At 58.4% G+C, this 16,529-nt stretch carries 18 protein-coding genes; 14 read left to right on the top strand and 4 right to left on the bottom strand.

Going from position 1 to position 16,529, the window contains the following annotated elements; all coding sequences use genetic code 11:
- Window positions 1-170 precede the first annotated feature (170 nt).
- Complete coding sequence (rne, locus tag WCL58_RS17220) at window positions 171-3,548, top strand: ribonuclease E (protein WP_336851418.1); 3,378 nt, start codon at window positions 171-173, stop codon at window positions 3,546-3,548.
- Between the two features lie 62 nt (window positions 3,549-3,610).
- Here the strand turns inward: rne and WCL58_RS17215 are convergent, their stop codons facing one another.
- A complete protein-coding gene (locus WCL58_RS17215) occupies window positions 3,611-3,898 on the bottom strand; it encodes a putative quinol monooxygenase (RefSeq protein WP_015377446.1) in 288 nt (95 codons plus the stop codon).
- Window positions 3,899-4,111: 213 nt separating this feature from the next.
- On the opposite strand from WCL58_RS17215, the gene pyrC reads away from it, so the two are divergent.
- The 8 genes from pyrC to WCL58_RS17175 all read left to right on the top strand — a co-directional run bounded on the left by pyrC (window position 4,112) and on the right by WCL58_RS17175 (window position 9,685).
- The gene (gene pyrC / locus WCL58_RS17210) at window positions 4,112-5,158 is read left to right on the top strand and encodes a dihydroorotase (protein WP_336851417.1); all 1,047 of its coding nucleotides are present in this window, start codon (window positions 4,112-4,114) and stop codon (window positions 5,156-5,158) included.
- A gap of 75 nt (window positions 5,159-5,233) precedes the next feature.
- Window positions 5,234-5,473 carry a DNA damage-inducible protein I gene (dinI, locus tag WCL58_RS17205; protein WP_038875499.1) on the top strand — a complete coding sequence of 80 codons (240 nt, stop codon included), beginning with the start codon at window positions 5,234-5,236 and terminating at the stop codon, window positions 5,471-5,473.
- A 130-nt stretch (window positions 5,474-5,603) separates the two neighbouring features.
- The gene (locus WCL58_RS17200; protein WP_038875495.1) at window positions 5,604-5,882 is read left to right on the top strand and encodes a hypothetical protein; all 279 of its coding nucleotides are present in this window, start codon (window positions 5,604-5,606) and stop codon (window positions 5,880-5,882) included.
- Between the two features lie 201 nt (window positions 5,883-6,083).
- A complete protein-coding gene (gene bssS / locus WCL58_RS17195; protein WP_004927812.1) occupies window positions 6,084-6,338 on the top strand; it encodes a biofilm formation regulator BssS in 255 nt (84 codons plus the stop codon).
- A gap of 141 nt (window positions 6,339-6,479) precedes the next feature.
- Window positions 6,480-7,595 (top strand): N-methyl-L-tryptophan oxidase, encoded by a 1,116-nt coding sequence (solA, locus tag WCL58_RS17190; protein ID WP_197784634.1) that lies wholly within the window; start codon window positions 6,480-6,482, stop codon window positions 7,593-7,595.
- A gap of 216 nt (window positions 7,596-7,811) precedes the next feature.
- The gene (locus WCL58_RS17185; protein WP_038875489.1) at window positions 7,812-8,438 is read left to right on the top strand and encodes a LuxR C-terminal-related transcriptional regulator; all 627 of its coding nucleotides are present in this window, start codon (window positions 7,812-7,814) and stop codon (window positions 8,436-8,438) included.
- A 122-nt stretch (window positions 8,439-8,560) separates the two neighbouring features.
- A complete protein-coding gene (locus WCL58_RS17180) occupies window positions 8,561-8,677 on the top strand; it encodes a DUF2770 family protein (RefSeq protein WP_004927822.1) in 117 nt (38 codons plus the stop codon).
- A gap of 3 nt (window positions 8,678-8,680) precedes the next feature.
- Window positions 8,681-9,685 (top strand): zinc-dependent alcohol dehydrogenase family protein, encoded by a 1,005-nt coding sequence (locus WCL58_RS17175; protein WP_203088800.1) that lies wholly within the window; start codon window positions 8,681-8,683, stop codon window positions 9,683-9,685.
- Here the strand turns inward: WCL58_RS17175 and WCL58_RS17170 are convergent.
- Window positions 9,633-10,691, bottom strand: coding sequence for an AI-2E family transporter (locus WCL58_RS17170; RefSeq protein ID WP_060440213.1), 1,059 nt, complete (start codon window positions 10,689-10,691; stop codon window positions 9,633-9,635). The two genes, WCL58_RS17175 and WCL58_RS17170, sit on opposite strands and share 53 nt — an antisense overlap.
- A 442-nt stretch (window positions 10,692-11,133) precedes the next feature.
- Between WCL58_RS17170 and WCL58_RS17165 the strand changes: the two genes are divergently transcribed.
- Window positions 11,134-11,688, top strand: a complete 555-nt coding sequence (locus tag WCL58_RS17165) for a cytochrome b (RefSeq protein ID WP_033646456.1) — start codon at window positions 11,134-11,136, stop codon at window positions 11,686-11,688.
- A 23-nt stretch (window positions 11,689-11,711) separates the two neighbouring features.
- Window positions 11,712-12,290: a YceI family protein gene (locus WCL58_RS17160; protein WP_060440214.1), complete on the top strand. Its 579-nt coding sequence runs from the start codon at window positions 11,712-11,714 to the stop codon at window positions 12,288-12,290.
- A 43-nt stretch (window positions 12,291-12,333) separates the two neighbouring features.
- On the opposite strand, the gene trhO is transcribed toward WCL58_RS17160, so the two are convergent.
- Together trhO and WCL58_RS17150 are read right to left on the bottom strand one after the other, a co-directional pair.
- Window positions 12,334-13,401 carry an oxygen-dependent tRNA uridine(34) hydroxylase TrhO gene (trhO, locus tag WCL58_RS17155; RefSeq protein ID WP_033638032.1) on the bottom strand — a complete coding sequence of 356 codons (1,068 nt, stop codon included), beginning with the start codon at window positions 13,399-13,401 and terminating at the stop codon, window positions 12,334-12,336.
- Window positions 13,402-13,434: 33 nt separating this feature from the next.
- Entirely contained in the window at window positions 13,435-13,731 is a 297-nt protein-coding gene (locus tag WCL58_RS17150) for a hypothetical protein (protein ID WP_127554732.1), read from the bottom strand.
- Window positions 13,732-13,781: 50 nt separating this feature from the next.
- Here WCL58_RS17150 and WCL58_RS17145 point away from each other — a divergent pair, with 50 nt between their 5' ends.
- The 3 genes from WCL58_RS17145 to mdtG all read left to right on the top strand — a co-directional run bounded on the left by WCL58_RS17145 (window position 13,782) and on the right by mdtG (window position 16,525).
- Complete coding sequence (locus WCL58_RS17145) at window positions 13,782-14,702, top strand: Kdo(2)-lipid IV(A) acyltransferase (protein WP_038875457.1); 921 nt, start codon at window positions 13,782-13,784, stop codon at window positions 14,700-14,702.
- A gap of 100 nt (window positions 14,703-14,802) precedes the next feature.
- On the top strand, window positions 14,803-15,087 hold the full coding sequence (locus tag WCL58_RS17140) for a YciI family protein (protein ID WP_049199424.1): 285 nt from the start codon (window positions 14,803-14,805) through the stop codon (window positions 15,085-15,087).
- 199 nt (window positions 15,088-15,286) lie between these two features.
- Window positions 15,287-16,525, top strand: coding sequence for a multidrug efflux MFS transporter MdtG (gene mdtG / locus WCL58_RS17135; RefSeq protein WP_049271430.1), 1,239 nt, complete (start codon window positions 15,287-15,289; stop codon window positions 16,523-16,525).
- The last annotated feature ends 4 nt before the right edge of the window (window positions 16,526-16,529 follow it).

Here is a 16,529-nt window from a genome sequence, read left to right as displayed (position 1 = left end):
TGCCTTTCACAAAGAAAAGCAGGCTTACCGAGATAATGCGCCCCTATGCAGGCGACAACCGTGAGGTTGACGGCTTTGCGAGAAGACACGGGGCTTTCGGTTTAACTCCGGCCATGAGGTTATTTTGCCCGCAGCTTTGTCGATAATGTAAAAATAACGAGTAAGTTAAGATGAAAAGAATGTTGATTAACGCAACTCAGCAGGAAGAGTTGCGTGTTGCCCTCGTAGATGGACAGCGGCTGTATGATTTGGATATCGAAAGTCCGGGTCATGAGCAGAAAAAAGCGAATATTTACAAAGGCAAAATCACCCGCATTGAACCAAGTCTTGAAGCAGCGTTCGTGGACTACGGCGCAGAACGACATGGTTTCCTCCCCCTTAAAGAAATCGCCCGCGAATACTTCCCTAGCAATTACTCTTCCCATGGCCGCCCGAACATCAAAGATGTGCTGCGCGAAGGCCAGGAAGTCATCGTTCAGGTAGACAAAGAAGAACGTGGCAACAAAGGCGCTGCCTTGACCACCTTCATCAGTCTGGCGGGCAGCTATCTGGTGCTGATGCCGAACAACCCGCGTGCCGGTGGCATTTCCCGCCGCATCGAGGGCGACGATCGCACCGAGCTGAAAGAAGCGCTCTCCTCGTTGCAACTGCCGGACGGCATGGGCCTGATCGTTCGCACCGCGGGCGTAGGCAAATCCGCCGACGCGCTGCAGTGGGATCTCTCCTTCCGCCTCAAGCACTGGGAAGCGATTAAAAAAGCCGCCGAAGGCCGCCCTGCGCCGTTCCTGATCCACCAGGAAAGCAACGTTATCGTGCGCGCCTTCCGCGATTACCTGCGCCCGGACATCGGCGAAATCCTGATCGACAACCCGAAAATTCTCGATCTGGCCAAAGAGCACATCGCTGCGCTGGGCCGCCCGGATTTCAGCAGCAAAATCAAACTGTACAGCGGTGAAATCCCTCTGTTCAGCCACTACCAGATCGAATCGCAGATCGAATCCGCCTTCCAGCGCGAAGTGCGCCTGCCGTCCGGCGGCTCGATCGTCATCGACAGCACCGAAGCGCTGACCGCCATCGACATCAACTCCGCCCGCGCAACCCGCGGCGGCGACATCGAAGAGACGGCGTTCAACACCAACCTGGAAGCGGCGGACGAGATCGCTCGCCAGCTGCGCCTGCGTGACCTTGGCGGCCTGATCGTCATCGACTTCATCGACATGACGCCGGTTCGCCACCAGCGCGAAGTGGAAAACCGCCTGCGCGACGCCGTGCGCCAGGACCGTGCGCGCATCCAGATCGGCCGCATTTCCCGTTTCGGCCTGCTGGAAATGTCCCGTCAGCGCCTCAGCCCGTCGCTGGGCGAGTCCAGCCACCACGTGTGCCCACGCTGTAACGGCACCGGCACCATCCGCGACAACGAATCGCTGGCGCTGTCCATCCTGCGCCTGATCGAAGAAGAAGCGCTGAAGGAAAACACCAAAGAAGTTCACGCTATCGTGCCGGTTCAGGTCGCTTCGTACCTGCTGAACGAAAAGCGCGAATCCGTCAGCGCGATCGAAAAACGCCAGGGCGGCGTGAAAGCCGTCATCGTGCCGAACGATCAGATGCAAACCCCGCACTACTCGGTGTTGCGTGTGCGTAAAGGTGAGGAAACCTCTACCCTGAGCTACCTGCTGCCGAAGCTGCATGAAGAAGACATGGAGCGCCCGCTGGAAGATGCGCCGATGGAACGCAAGCGTCCGGAGCAACCGGCCCTGGCTTCCTTCTCCCTGTCCGCCGATGCGCCGCCGCCGGCTGAAGAAACTGTCGCCGTGGCCAAGCCTGCCGCTGCCGCCGCCAAGGCTCAAGCCGCAGCGCCGGTCGCCGCCAAGCCGGGCTTCCTGGGCCGCCTGTTCGGGGGTCTGAAGAGCCTGTTCGCCGGTGAAGAACAACCTGCCGTCGAAGAAGCCAAACCGGCCGAAACGCCGAAGGCGGAAGGCAACGGTGAAAACCGTCGTCAGGATCGTCGCGGCCAGCGCCGTCAAGGCACCGGCCGTAAAGAGCGCGGTGAGCGTGGCGATCGTCCGGAACGCGGCGAGCGTAAAGAGCGCGGTGAAGGCCGTGACAATCGCGAGCGCGACAACCGTGAACCGCGTGAGAACCGTGAAGGCCGTGAATCGCGTGAATCCCGCGATGAACAGCGCCGTAACCGCCGCAACCAGCAGCAGAACGCACCGGTCGCTGAGGAAACCGCCTCGGAAGAAAGCGCTAAAGCGCCGCGCGAAGATCAGCAGCAGCGTCGTGAGCAACGTGCTGAACGCCAGCGTCGTCGTCAGGAAGAGAAGCGCCAGGCTCAGCAGGAAGTGAAAGCGCTGGAAAGCGTTGAAGCGGTCGAGAGCACCGACGAAGAGCAGGAAGAACGCCAGCAGCAGAACATGCAGCGCCGTCAGCGCCGCCCTCTGTCGCAGAAAGTGCGCATCCTGTCTGCGGAAGAAGAACTGCAGCGTGCAGCGGAAGAGCTGTTGGCACCGAAAGCGCCGGTCGCGAAAGCCGCCGACGCACAGCCGACCGCCGACGACAGCGTCAAGCTGCTGCCGGAAACCGTTGCCGTTCAGCCGGAAGACGATGCCCAGGGCGAAAACCGCGGCAACGGCGAAGGCATGCCGCGTCGCTCCCGTCGTTCACCGCGTCACCTGCGCGTCAGCGGCCAGCGCCGCCGCCGTTACCGTGATGAGCGTTACCCGCTGCAATCCCCAATGCCGCTGGCGGGCGCGTTCGCTTCGCCGGAAATGGCGTCGGGCAAAGTCTGGGTAAGCTACCCGGTTGCTCAGGTTGAAGAAGCCGAAGTGCAGGCCGAAGTCGTAGAACAGGCAGCGGCACCGGTTGTCGCCGCAGCGGTTGAACAACACAGCGCTGCCGTGGAAGAAACTCAGGCTGCGGCCAGCGTCAACGAGCCGGCTCCAGAAGCCGCCGTTGAAACTGCAGCCGTCACCGTAACGGAAGAAGAAGCTGCAGCCGTGTCACCGGTCGTTGCCACCCCGGCCGAGGAAACCCCGGCGCCGGTGGAAGCCGCACCGGCACCTGCCGCAGTTGAAGAACCGAAAGCGGAAGAGACTGCCCCGGCAGTGGAAGCCGAGCCGGTAGCTGAAGCCGTAACTGCAGAACCTGTGGTGGAAGCCAAGCTGGTGGAAGAGAAGCCTGTGGTCGAAACTGCACCGGTAGAAGCCACGCCAGCGGAAGAAACGCCAGTGGCAGAAGCCGCACCTGCGCCAGCCGCCGTAGAAGCCGCTCCGGTCGAAAAAGTCCCAGCGCCAATCGCCGCGGAACCTGCGCCTGTGGTTGCTCAGCAGCCGGCACCGGTGAAAGCCGTGCAGGACGTGCTGTACAAACACATCGCCACTGCGCCGATGACCAAAGCGCCTGCGCCGGCCTACGTGCCGGAAGAACGCAAGCACAGCGACTGGCAGCGCCCTTCCTTCAACTTTGAAGGCAAAGGCTCGGCAGGCGGCCATTCGGCGGTGAGCCAGGCGACCGCGCCGGCCACCAAGCCACAGCCGGTTAACGAATGAGTTAATCTGCAACCCTAAAAAAAACCCGCCATCGGCGGGTTTTTTCTTGCCTGTAAAAAGGCTCAGGCTATCTTTTTCAGTTTCTTGATGTCCAAAACGTCCAACTTGCCGTCAAGCCGGCTGACGAACTGCTGAAAATGCGCCGTCTCATTATGCTTATCCAGCGCTTCGCTGCTGGCCCAACGCTCAAAGAACACGAAGACGCCCGGCTTTTCCAGATCGCGATGTAAATCATACTGCAGGTTGCCCAACTCCTGGCGGCTCGGCTCGATAATATCGTGCACCGCTTCGCTGACGGCGGCTTCAAATCCCGCTTTCGCTTGCAGGGTGGCGATAACGCGTACTTCCATTGCTTTCTCCCTTTCCACTTGATGAAGGTCGACGGTATTGGCGTCGGCATCGTTGAAATCTCTGCCACTATGCGCCCGCCGCCCTATTGATTTCAACTTGTCGCCAACAAACAGATGCATCTCAGGCACTTTCCGCTTATCCTTACACCCCGGCGTGAATAAACCCATTATTCGCTTTTCATTAGACGTATTTGACCGCCGGAGCCTAGCTAGATGACCGCACAACCTCAAGTTCTGAAAATCCGCCGCCCAGACGACTGGCATATCCACCTGCGTGACGACGAGATGCTGAAAACGGTGGTGCCCTATACCAGCCAGGTATTTGGCCGGGCGATCGTGATGCCGAACCTGGTTCCCCCCGTAACGACCGTGGCCGCCGCGCGCGCCTACCGCGATCGCATTCTGGCGGCGGTCCCGCAGGGCCACAACTTCACTCCGCTGATGACCTGCTACCTGACCAACTCCCTGGCGGCCAGTGAACTGGTCAACGGCTTCGAGCAAGGGGTGTTTACCGCCGCCAAGCTGTATCCGGCCAACGCTACGACCAACTCCAGCCACGGCGTCAGCGACGTGACCGGCATTTACCCGCTGTTCGAACAGATGCAAAAAATCGGCATGCCGCTGCTGATCCACGGCGAAGTGACCGATCCTACCGTCGATATTTTCGACCGCGAGGCGCGCTTTATCGAACAGGTCATGGAACCTATCCGCGGCCAGTTCCCAGAGTTGAAGATCGTCTTCGAGCACATCACCACCAAAGAAGCGGCGCAATATGTGCAGGCAGGCAATCGTTTCCTCGGCGCCACCATCACGCCACAGCACCTGATGTTCAACCGCAACCACATGCTGGTGGGCGGCATTCGCCCACACCTGTTCTGCCTGCCGATCCTCAAGCGCAATGTCCACCAAGAAGCGCTGCGTCAGGCGGTCGCCAGCGGTTCGGATCGTTTCTTCCTCGGCACCGACTCCGCGCCGCATCTCAAGCACCGCAAAGAATCCAGCTGTGGCTGCGCCGGCTGCTTCAACGCGCCGAATGCCATCCCGGCTTACGCTGCCGTGTTCGAACAACTCGGCGCGTTGGAGCACTTTGAAGCCTTCTGCTCGCTCAACGGCCCACGCTTCTATGGTCTGCCGCTCAACGAAGACTTCATCGAGCTGCAGCGCGTGCCGACCACCCAACCGGAAGAGATCGCCCTGGGCAATGAATCCGTGATCCCCTTCCTGGCCGGTGAAACCCTGAACTGGTCGCTGAAAAACTGATATTTTTGCTTCGCCCTCTTGCCCCCGCACCCGGTTAACTGTATAAATAAACAGTAAATCGCTTCGGGGGCAATTATGCGTGTTGAAGTCACTATAGATAAAACCCGGCCGCTGCCGGCGGGTGCCATTGAGGCACTGACCGGCGAACTGGGCAAGCGGGTCAATCGCCAGTTTCCAGACGCCGTCGTGCAAGTACGTTATGCCGGCGCCAACGGCCTCTCCGTGCTGGGAGGCGCCAAAACCGACCGGGATCTGATCGAGGAAATCCTTCAGGAAACCTGGGAAAGCGCGGACGAGTGGTTCAGCGCAGAATAACACTGCAATGCTGTTTTTGCCGGGGGTCGCTCTCCGGCTTTTTTGTTTCTGGCGCCCTGCCCATTCATCGCTTACCCTTACTTTGGAACAAAATCCGCCTCAGCGCTGTATTTAACGCAAAGGAGTAAGCATGGCCCCGGACAAGGTGAAATCCGAAGACGCGATGACGTTTGGTGAATTGCTGGCGCTGATTGCCGATCAGAAAAGGCGCCTGAACGTATTGGAAGTGGCTTTCTCTTATCTGGCCTTCAGCCTGGATGACAAAGCCAACCAACTGCTGATCCACAGCCTGAAGCTGGAATCGCACAGCCAAAACCGCGACGCCGAAACGCAGAAACATTTCGCCCATTTGGCCGAAGAGCTGGAAAAATGCCTGCACGGTTCACCGCCGCCAGCCGGCGCGGAATAATGCCCTGCGCTTTATTCATCCAAAAATTCGCATACCGGTTTGTAGAATAATTGTTCAAATAAATATTTATTTTGCAAATTTCGGTGACAACCCCCTCCACCGATGAAAGCGGATGCGTATACTGTAATTGCTCTCATGATGATGAGCCGCATTGATCCTCGTTAGTCACTCACGGTAGTTACTACTCAATAAGGGGTCTTTATGGACAGAAATGATGAAGTAATTCAGACGCACCCGCTTGTCGGTTGGGATATCAGTACTGTCGACGTTTATGACGCCATGATGATACGCCTTCATTACCTGTCTTCACTAGACCAAACGCCAGAAGAAGCCCAAGTAGACAGAACGCTTTGGCTGACCACAGATGTCGCCCGTCAATTAATCAATATCTTAGAGGCCGGCATCGCCAAGATTGAAGCTACGGATTACCAGGATCTTGATCGTAGAAAACATTGATTCATCGTCCCCTAACCCCTGAGGCGCCGCGACCCATTCCCGGCGCCTTTTTCTTTGCCTTTCGCCGTTCAATCAGTGCATTGCGCTCGGCAACCTTTTATCATGGGGCGATAAGAAATCGCTATCAGAGAGGGTGGGCACGTGGAATATGATTTGATTGTGGTGGGCAGCGGTTCAGTCGGCGCGGCGGCAGGGTATTACGCTACCCTGGCCGGCTTGAAAGTGCTGATGATCGACAGCGCCATTCCCCCGCACCGCAACGGCAGCCATCACGGCGATACCCGCATCATCCGCCACGCTTACGGCGAAGGCGAAAAGTACGTGCCGCTGGTGCTGCGCGCACAGGCGTTGTGGAATGCGCTGATTCGACAATCCGGCGAGGAACTGTTCCAGTCGTGCGGCGTGCTCAATTTGGGGCCGCAGCACTCCGAATTCATTCGCAATGCTCAGCAGAGCGCGCAGAAATTCCGCCTGAACGCACAAACCCTCAGTGCCGAACAGATCGCTCAACGCTGGCCGGAATTCCGCGCTCCGGAAGGTTACGTCGGCGTTTTCGAGCCGGACGCCGGCTTCCTGCGCTCCGAGCTAGCGGTGGCCAGCCTGATCAAGCTGGCGAAAGAGGCCGGCTGCAGCCAGTTGTTCAACTGCCCGGTCAGCGCGGTGGAGCCTATCGATGGCGGCGTTGCAGTCGTCACCGGCGAAGGGCGTTTCACGGCGCGAAAAGCCGTGGTCACCGCCGGCTCCTGGGTGAAAGCGCTGTTGCCGCAGCTGCCGATTGCGCCATTGCGCAAGGTATTCTCCTGGCATCAGGCGGACGGCCGCTACAGCGTGAACAATCGTTTCCCGGCCTTTACCGTCGAAGCGCAGGACGGCACGCACTATTACGGCTTCCCGGCGGATAACGACGGCCTGAAAGTGGGTAAACACGACGGCGGGCAGCCGATGGACGCCCCCGAGCAGCGCAAACCCTTCGGTAGCTACGCCAGCGACGGCACCGAAGTTTTCTCCTTCCTGCGGCAGTTTTTGCCGGGTGTAGGCGTATGTTTACACGGCGAAGCCTGCAGTTATGACATGAGCCCCGACGAAGACTTTATTATCGATACCCTGCCGGAGTGCGATCGCCTGATGGTCATCAGCGGATTGAGCGGCCACGGCTTCAAGTTCGCCAGCGCGCTGGGTGAGATTGCCGCCCTGTTCGCGCAGGACAAAGCGCCGCCGGTCGACGTCTCCAGCTTTGGTCTGAAACGATTTAGCTAAGCGAAGGATTTCTCTGTCCAGGTTGCCGTCGTGCCCTGGACAGCAAAATTTGGCAGTTACAATTTATTAACCTGCTAACTCTTTTAAATACCAAGTAAAAATTCTGATAACGGAAATTTCTTGCATTCAGCATTTGAATTTCCGAATTGAACACTTGCAGTGTAAGTCCTATTTTACAGAAGATATGCTCCATCGGCTTTCAACAAGGACGTCACCATGAAACTACTTGTCGTGGACGAATGCTGCTTCACCCGGGTCGGTATAGCCAGCTACTTTGCTGATAGTGGGATTACAACGATCAAGTGCTGCCACAGCATTGAGTACGCTACGCCGCTGTTGGCCAGCTTTCAGCCGAGCCACATTCTGGTGAACCTCAGCAACCAGTGCCGCTATAACGAAGCGGACGCACAGCTGCTGGCGTTTATGGAAGCCAGTCAGTCTGCCTTGCTGTTTATCTATCTCGATACGCCTTACCCCTACAGCGAAACGCCAATGCGCATCGCCGATAACGCGTTCCTGTTCAATAAAAGCATTCTGCCGCTCACCTTGCGCACGCTGCGCGAAAATCCGCTGGCGCTGGCCGATGACGGCGAAGAGCGTTCCCTGTTCAGCCCGCAGGAACTGACGGTGATGAAATATTGGATGGCAGAAATGCCCAACTACCGCATCGCGAAAAAGCTGCAGATCAGCTCGCATACGGTGTATGTGCACAAGCGTCACATCACGGAGAAAATCAACGCGCGCAACCGGCTGGAGTTCTACTCGCTGTATAACGTGCTGCGTTATTTCTACCCGCCCAGCGCACCAACGAATTCGACGCCGCTGGCGCTGCTGGCGGTGTAACATCAAGCCTGCGATAACGCAGGCTTTTTTATCGCCACTCTTCCAGCGCTAGCGCGCGCCCCGCTATAAAAGGTGCCGAGAAAAGGACTATAATCAAAGGTCTCTTTCTTCAGGCGGCTGAAATGTTAAACCGAATACTGGCGGCTATCGTCAACAACGTGCGTGAGCACCTGGTGCTGTATCTTTGTCTGTGGCTGGTGCTGCTGGCGCTGGATGTCTATTTTTTCTTCGTGATGTAACCCATGCCGTCGTCATTTCCCCGATTGAGCTTCAGCCGCTTCGGCGATCCCGCCCAGGTGCTGGCGCTGCAGCAGACGAGCAGGCCGCCGCTGCGCCCCGGCCGGCTGCTGCTGCAGATGCGCTATGCCCCGATCAACCCTTCCGACCTGATCCCGATTCACGGCCAATACGCGCACCGCATCGCCCTGCCGCAGGTGCCTGGCTATGAAGGCGTAGGCGTCATCGTCGATCCGCAAAGCGGACGCTCGACCGGCCGACGCGCACTGGCGGTAGCGGGTGACGGCAGCTGGCAAACCTTCGTCACACTGCCTGAAGAACGGGTGGTCTGGGTACCGGACGACATCGACGACGCCAGCGCGGCGCAAATCTATATCAACCCGCTCACCTGCTGGGTGCTGCTGACGCAATGGCTGCCGCTCAACGCCGGCGACGTGCTGCTGCTCAACGGCGGCGGCTCCGCCGTTAGCCTGCTGCTGGCACAGATGACGGCGCTGCGTGGCATTCGTCTGGCGGTGGTGGTGCGTAACCTCACTCATCGCCCGGCGCTGCTGGCCGCCGGCGCCTGGCGCGTTATTGAGGCGCCGCAGCTGGCGCAAATGACCCACTTTGGTGCCCGCGCCGCTATCGACTGCATCGGCGGAGAAGACGGATTGCAGCTGGCGCGGGCGGTTCGCACCGGCGGCGACTTTGTGGCGCTGGGCCTGCTGGGTGGGCGCCAGGTGGACTGGCGGCGCGTGGTGGACGAATTGAAGCTGCGTGCTTCGCTGTTCCACCTGCGTAAATGGAATGCGCAGGCGGCACCGGCGCAGTGGCAAACGGCGTTTTATCAGCTATTCCAGCTGCTGCGGCGCGGCCAGCTGGCGTTGCGCCAACCTGCCGCGATTTACCCTTTGCAACAGTACGCAGCGGCGCTGCAACACGCTGCGCAGCCCGGTGTGAACGGCAAGATCTTCCTCACTCCGGCGGCGCCGGAGGCTGACGCGGCGGGCGGCCGTCGCCCAGGATAACCGCAAGCCGATAACCGCCCTCGGTGGTTTCCAGCGCGATGCGCGCCACGATCGTCAGCGGCACTGACAGCAGCATGCCGACCGGGCCGAGCAGCCAGCCCCAAAAAATCAGCGACAGGAATACCACCAGCGTCGATAACCCCAGCCCGCGCCCCATCACCCGCGGTTCGAGGATATTGCCGATCACCATGTTGATTGCGATAAAGCCGCCCGCCACCACCAGCGCATCACCCAATCCGTTGAACAGCAGCGCCTGAATCAGCGGCGGAATGGCGGCCAATACCGAGCCGATATTGGGAATATAGTTGAGCAGAAACGCCAGCAGCCCCCAGATAAAGGCGAAGCGTACGCCGACCGCCGCTAGGAAGATCCAGACGATCACCCCGGTGGCCAGGCTGATGATGGTTTTAATCACCAGATAACGCGTCACGCCGTCCAGCGCCCGCCGCATCGCGGCGAGGCCTTCATTCGGCTTATCCAGCGCCTGCTGCAGTTTATAAGGCAGCAGCTGCACTTCGAACAGCATAAACACCACGGTCATCAGCAGCAGGAAGACGTTGGTCATGGCGCCAGACAGGTGCCCCAGCATGCGGGTAACCAGATTCATCGCCGCGCTGGGATCGACATATTGCAGCATCGCTTCGCTGGAGAGGCTGATATTGAAGCGATCGGCGTAATACTGCAGCTCGCGCAGTTTCTCGATCATCATGCCGCGGTACTGCGGCAGCGAACGGGCGAACTCGTTCAGCGAAGCGCCCAGCATGCCGATGAACAGCATCACGACCACAATCACCGCCGTCACCAGCAGCGTCACCCCAAGGATGCGCGGCACCCGTCTGCGTTCCAGCATCGCCACCAGCGGGTTCAGCACCATGGCGAGGAACACCGCCAGTAGAAACGGCACCACGATGTCGGCGGCGGCTTTCACCCCAGCCAGAATGATCACCAACATCGCCAGCAGGACGGCCAAACGCAGGCTGTTGTCGGTTACACGGGTTCGGCCCATGACGTTTCCTTGTTATTTCACTGGGTTAGCCGGCCATCAAGAGCCGACGCTTGGCGCTAATGGTAGCAAATTCCGCCGTTGTGCCGCAGAGGATTTCGCGTAACCGTTCGAAAAAATTAATCTTTCCGCCCTGCTCTTCGCCGCGAGAAATAGGCATAACCTTTGCCAACAAATAATCCCACCGAGCAATTTATGGACGGTTTACGTAAAATGACAAAAGCTGACATTAATAGATAATAAGCCTAATTTTCAACAACTAGCATAATCGTTACGTGAAAGAAATAATATCATCTTCAACGATTTATCTGATGAACTCCGAACATCTCAAACAAATTCACTGACTAATATTTCTAAGAAGTAACATAGTTAAATTTATTATTGATTTTATGTTTCCTAAAGTTTAATTATTGCAGCCAGCCAATCGGTAATCGAAGGAAACAGGATGCTCTGGAAAAATACCGCCGATCGTTTCGGCCATGTGTCAGTGTTGATCCACTGGCTGGTGGCGCTGACGGTGTACGGCATGTTCGCACTTGGTCTGTGGATGGTTACGCTGGGCTATTACGACGTCTGGTACCACCAGGCGCCGGAGATCCACAAAAGCATCGGCGCGCTGCTGTTCATCGTCATGGTGATCCGCGTGATCTGGCGCTTTGTCTCGCCGCCGCCCAAGCCTCTGGCCAGCTATGGTCGCCTCACTCGCGTCAGCGCCATTCTCGCGCATCTGGCGTTGTACGCCGTGTTGTTCGGCATTCTGATCAGCGGCTATCTGATCTCGACCGCCGACGGCCAACCGATCAGCGTATTCGGCTGGTTCGACGTGCCCGCCACCGTGACCGGCATGGCGGAGCAAGCCGATACCGCCGGCGCCATTCACCTTTACCTGGCCTGGGCCGTGGTAGTGCTCTCGGTACTGCACGGGCTGGCCGCGCTTAAACATCACTTTATCGATCGTGATGTCACTTTGAAACGGATGCTGGGTAGCAGCGCCGATTAACCTTTGGACTTATGGAGATTGCTATGTTGAAAAAGACCGTATTGGGCCTGACCGCAGGCGCCCTGCTGCTGAGCGCCGGTTCCGCACTGGCGGCGGACTACAAGATCGACAAACAGGGCCAGCACGCCTTTATCGAATTCCGCATCCAGCACCTGGGCTACAGCTGGCTGTACGGCAGCTTTAAAGACTTCGACGGCGGCTTCACCTTCGACGAAAAAGATCCGTCCAAGGACAAGGTCAACGTGACCATCAATACCGCCAGCGTCGACACCAACCACGCCGAACGCGACAAGCACCTGCGCAGCGCCGAGTTCCTCAACGTAGAGAAGAACAAGCAGGCCAAGTTTGAATCCACCGACGTGAAGAAAAGCGGCGACGGTTATGCGGTGGTCGGTAACCTGACGTTGAACGGCGTGACCAAGCCGGTCACGCTGGACGCCAAACTGATTGGCCAGGGCAACGATCCGTGGGGCGGCTACCGCGCCGGCTTTGAAGCCAACGGCAAGATCAAGCTGAAAGACTTCGGCATCACCACCGATCTGGGCCCGGCGTCGCAAGACGTTGAGCTGATCATCTCCGTAGAAGGCGTACGCGAGAAATAAAAAAAAGCCCGGCTTGGCGGCCGGGCTTCTGATTTCCTCAGGCTCAGCGGGCTGGGCCTTCTTCTTCCGGTGCCGGAATGTGCATCGTAGTCTGCAACAAGCCTTTCGACTTATTGAAGATCTTGACGCCGTTTTCACGGCCGGCACGGCGCGCGCGCTGCTCTTCACGCGGCAACTTCAGCTCTTCGCGGCAAATCTCGCTGCAGCACCCTTCAAACTTGGCGGCGCAGCTCGGGCACTGAATGAACAGCAGATGGCAGCCGTCGTTCTTGCAGTTGGTGTGGGTGTCACACGGCGCACCGCACTGGTGGCAGTTGGCGATCACATCGTCGGAGATGCGCTCGCCCATGCGCTCATCAAACACGAAGTTTTTGCCGATAAACTTCAGCGGCAACCCCTGCTCTTTCGCTTTGCGGGTGTACTCGATAATCCCGCCTTCCACGTGGTAGATGTTTTTAAAGCCGTTGTGCAACATATAGGCGCTGGCTTTTTCACAGCGAATGCCGCCCGTGCAGTACATGACGATGTTTTTGTCTTTGCTGTCCTGCAGCATCTCCACCGCCATCGGCAGCTGATCGCGGAAGGTATCCGACGGCACCTCGATGGCGTTTTCGAAGTGACCGACTTCGTACTCATAGTGGTTGCGCATATCGACGAATACCGTATTCGGATCGTCGATCATCTGATTGACGCGATCGGCCTGCAGATACTCGCCGACGTTGCTTGGGTCAAAGCTCTCGTCATCGATGCCGTCGGCCACGATACGCTCGCGCACCTTGAGGCGCAGCACCCAAAAGGATTTGCCGTCGTCTTCCAGCGCGATGTTCAGGCGCACCTGATCCAGCGCCGGGTGCGAGGCGAACAGCGCGGCTTTGAACGCGTCGAAATTATGCTGTGGCACGCTGATCTGCGCGTTGATGCCCTCTTTCGCCACGTAGATGCGGCCGAACACCTTCAGTTTTTCGAACTGAACGTACAGGCTGTCGCGAAACGCTTTGGGATCGTCGATGGAGAAGTATTTGTAAAAAGAAACTGTGGTGCGAGGCTCGGTTTCCGCCAGCATGCGCGCCTTCAGTTCCTCGTTAGAAATTCGGTTATGTAACACTGGCATGGTGTACTTTCCTGTCTTTCGGGAGGTGACTGATTATCGCGCGCAGCCTGCCGGCCCGCGCGCGGCGCACATCATACCCGAAAAACCGCCGCCGCGCAGCCCCGCCATCATGCCTACACGGTTGCTCCTGAATAATGCCCGGCCATGATATTGCCGTTGGCCTTTAGCGGGAAATATTGTGGAAAAATCCGGCACCTGATGCATATTTAACGCCGAAAAGGGGATTTTAATGCGTTGTGTTTTCCCGGAGCACGAGAAAAATGCCACAATAGTCGCAAACAAACGGCAGAAACGAACCTTGCGGCCGAACTCACCCGGCTGCCAGACCATGCTATGACTCTGTCATTACACTTAAACAACCGTATTCAAACAGAGAACCCATGACTCAAGTTCCTACTTTCAATCGCTCCTTATTGCACCCACGCTATTGGCTGACCTGGGTCGGCATCGGCTTGCTTTATCTGCTGGTGTTGCTGCCTTACCCCGTCATCTACTGGCTCGGCACCTCGATCGGGCGGTTTGCCATGCGCTTTCTCAAGCGCCGCGTCGCTATCGCCCAACGCAACCTCGAGCTCTGTTTTCCCGACATGCCGCAGGCCGAACGCGATGCGCTGGTGGTAAAGAATTTCGAATCGGTCGGCATGGGGCTGTTTGAAACCGGCATGGCGTGGTTTTGGCCTAACTGGCGCATCGAGCGCTGGTTCAAGGTCAGCGGCCTGGAACACATCCAAAAGGCGCGCGACAACCACCAGGGCGTGCTGCTGATTGGCCTGCACTTTTTGACGCTGGAGCTGGGCGCGCGCATCTTCGGCATTCATAACCCGGGCATCGGCGTTTACCGCCCGCACGACAACAAGCTGATGGACTGGCTGCAAACTTGGGGGCGCATGCGCTCCAACAAGTCGATGCTGGATCGCAAGGACGTCAAAGGCATGATCCGCGCCCTGAAACAGGGCGATATCATCTGGTATGCGCCGGATCACGACTACGGCCCGCGCAGCAGCGTTTTCGTGCCGCTGTTCGCGGTCGACAAGGCCGCTACCACCACCGGCAGCTACGTGCTGGTGCGGATGGGCAAACCGGCGATCATTCCGTTCACCCCGCGCCGCCTGCCGGACGGCAAAGGGTATGAGCTGATCATGCAACCGGCGGTGGAAAACTTCCCGCTGGATAATGAAATCGAGGCCGCCGCCTTTATGAATAAAGTGGTGGAAAAAGAGATCCTGATGGCGCCTGACCAATATATGTGGCTGCATCGTCGCTTCAAGACCCGCCCGGAAGGCGAGCCTTCGCTCTACTGATAAAGCAAACCCGCCACCGGCGGGTTTTTTATTGCGCGCCTCTTGAGAATCGACGGCGAGGGTGGGATGGTAAAGCCTTTGCCGCCAACCTGGAGCCGCTATGTACATTGTCAGCCTGACCTACCATCGCCCGATCGCCGAAGTCGACAGCCACCTTGACGGGCACATCGCCTGGCTTAAGAAATATTTTCAGGACGGCACCTTCGTCGCCTCCGGCCGCAAAAATCCCCGCACCGGCGGCGTGATCCTGGCCAAGGGCATTGAGCGTGCGCGGTTAGACGCCATCCTGGCCGAAGATCCCTTCAACGCCGTGGCTCACTACGAGGTCACCGACTTTAGCGCCACCACCACCGCCGCCGGTTTCGAGGCGCTGGCCGGACTATAAAACGCTGTAAATTCCGCGCGCTAAGCGCGGAATAAGGTTTAAACGTCTTTTTTAAAACTTTATTTCATTTTTTGCCCAATCCTTGTCCCCTCGTTTGCCGTCGCCGCGCTGGCGGCGCATACTTACCAAGCTAACTTTCACGCTTTGCCCCTTCATCTTGCCGCCGGCAAAGCGCGTCACCTTTCGGCAGTGGACATTTATGGCTTCGGCAGCAGAACCCGTTAACTGGAAACGCAACCTTTTCGTCGCCTGGGTAGGGTGTTTCCTCACCGGCGCCGCCTTCAGCCTGGTGATGCCGTTTCTGCCGCTGTATGTAGAGACGCTGGGTGTAACCGGCCATCAGGCGCTCAACATGTGGTCCGGTCTGCTGTTCAGCATCACCTTCCTGTTTTCCGCTATCGCCGCGCCATTCTGGGGCGCCCTGGCCGACCGACGCGGCCGTAAACTGATGCTGCTGCGCTCAGCGTTGGGCATGGCGATCGTCATGGTGCTGATGGGCATGGCGCAAACGGTCTGGCAATTTCTCGCGCTGCGAGCGGTGCTGGGGCTGCTTGGCGGGTTCATACCCAACGCCAACGCGCTGATCGCCACCCAGGTGCCACGCAACCGCAGCGGCTGGGCGCTCGGCACCCTGTCAACCGGCGGTGTCGGCGGTGCGCTGATCGGCCCGCTGATCGGCGGCCTGTTGGCCGACCTCTATGGTCTGCGCCCGGTGTTTTACATCACCGCTGCGGTGCTGTTCGTCTGCTTCGTGCTGACGCTGCTGTATGTCAAAGAGCAATTCACCCCGGTACAAAAACGCGACATGTTGCACGCACGGCAGGTGTTTGCCTCGCTGAAAAACCCGAAGCTGGTGCTCAGCCTGTTCGTGACTACCATGATTATCCAGATTGCCACTGGCTCAATTGCGCCGATCCTGACGCTGTATGTGCGCGATCTGGCCGGCGCCACCCATAACCTGGCGTTTATCAGCGGGCTGATCGCCTCGGTGCCCGGCGTCGCGGCGTTGATGAGCGCTCCACGGCTGGGCAAGCTGGGCGATCGCATCGGCCCGGAGCGCATTCTGATATGTATGCTGATCGTCTCGGTGCTGTTGCTGATCCCGATGGCCTTCGTGCAAACGCCGTGGCAGCTCGGGGTGCTGCGCTTTCTGCTGGGGGCGGCCGACGGCGCGCTGCTGCCGGCGGTACAGACGCTGCTGATTTACAACTGCACCAATCAGGTGGCCGGCCGCATTTTCAGCTATAACCAGTCGTTCCGTGACGTCGGCAACGTCAGCGGCCCATTGCTTGGCGCCGCGGTCTCCGCCGGCTACGGTTTTCGTGCAGTCTTCGGCGTCACCGCTTTGGTGGTGCTGTTCAACGCCGGTTATTCCTGGTGGTGTCTGCGGCGGCGGCCGGGCTACATGCGGGAAGACACGCTGCAGGAAGAACAATAGCTGC

The sequence above is a fragment of the Serratia sp. TMDUHS_CL genome (genome assembly GCF_037137105.1).
Lineage (GTDB): Bacteria > Pseudomonadota > Gammaproteobacteria > Enterobacterales > Enterobacteriaceae > Serratia > Serratia nevei.
The sequence above is the reverse complement of the archived record's forward strand: the minus strand, read 5'-3'. Positions and strand labels throughout refer to the sequence as shown.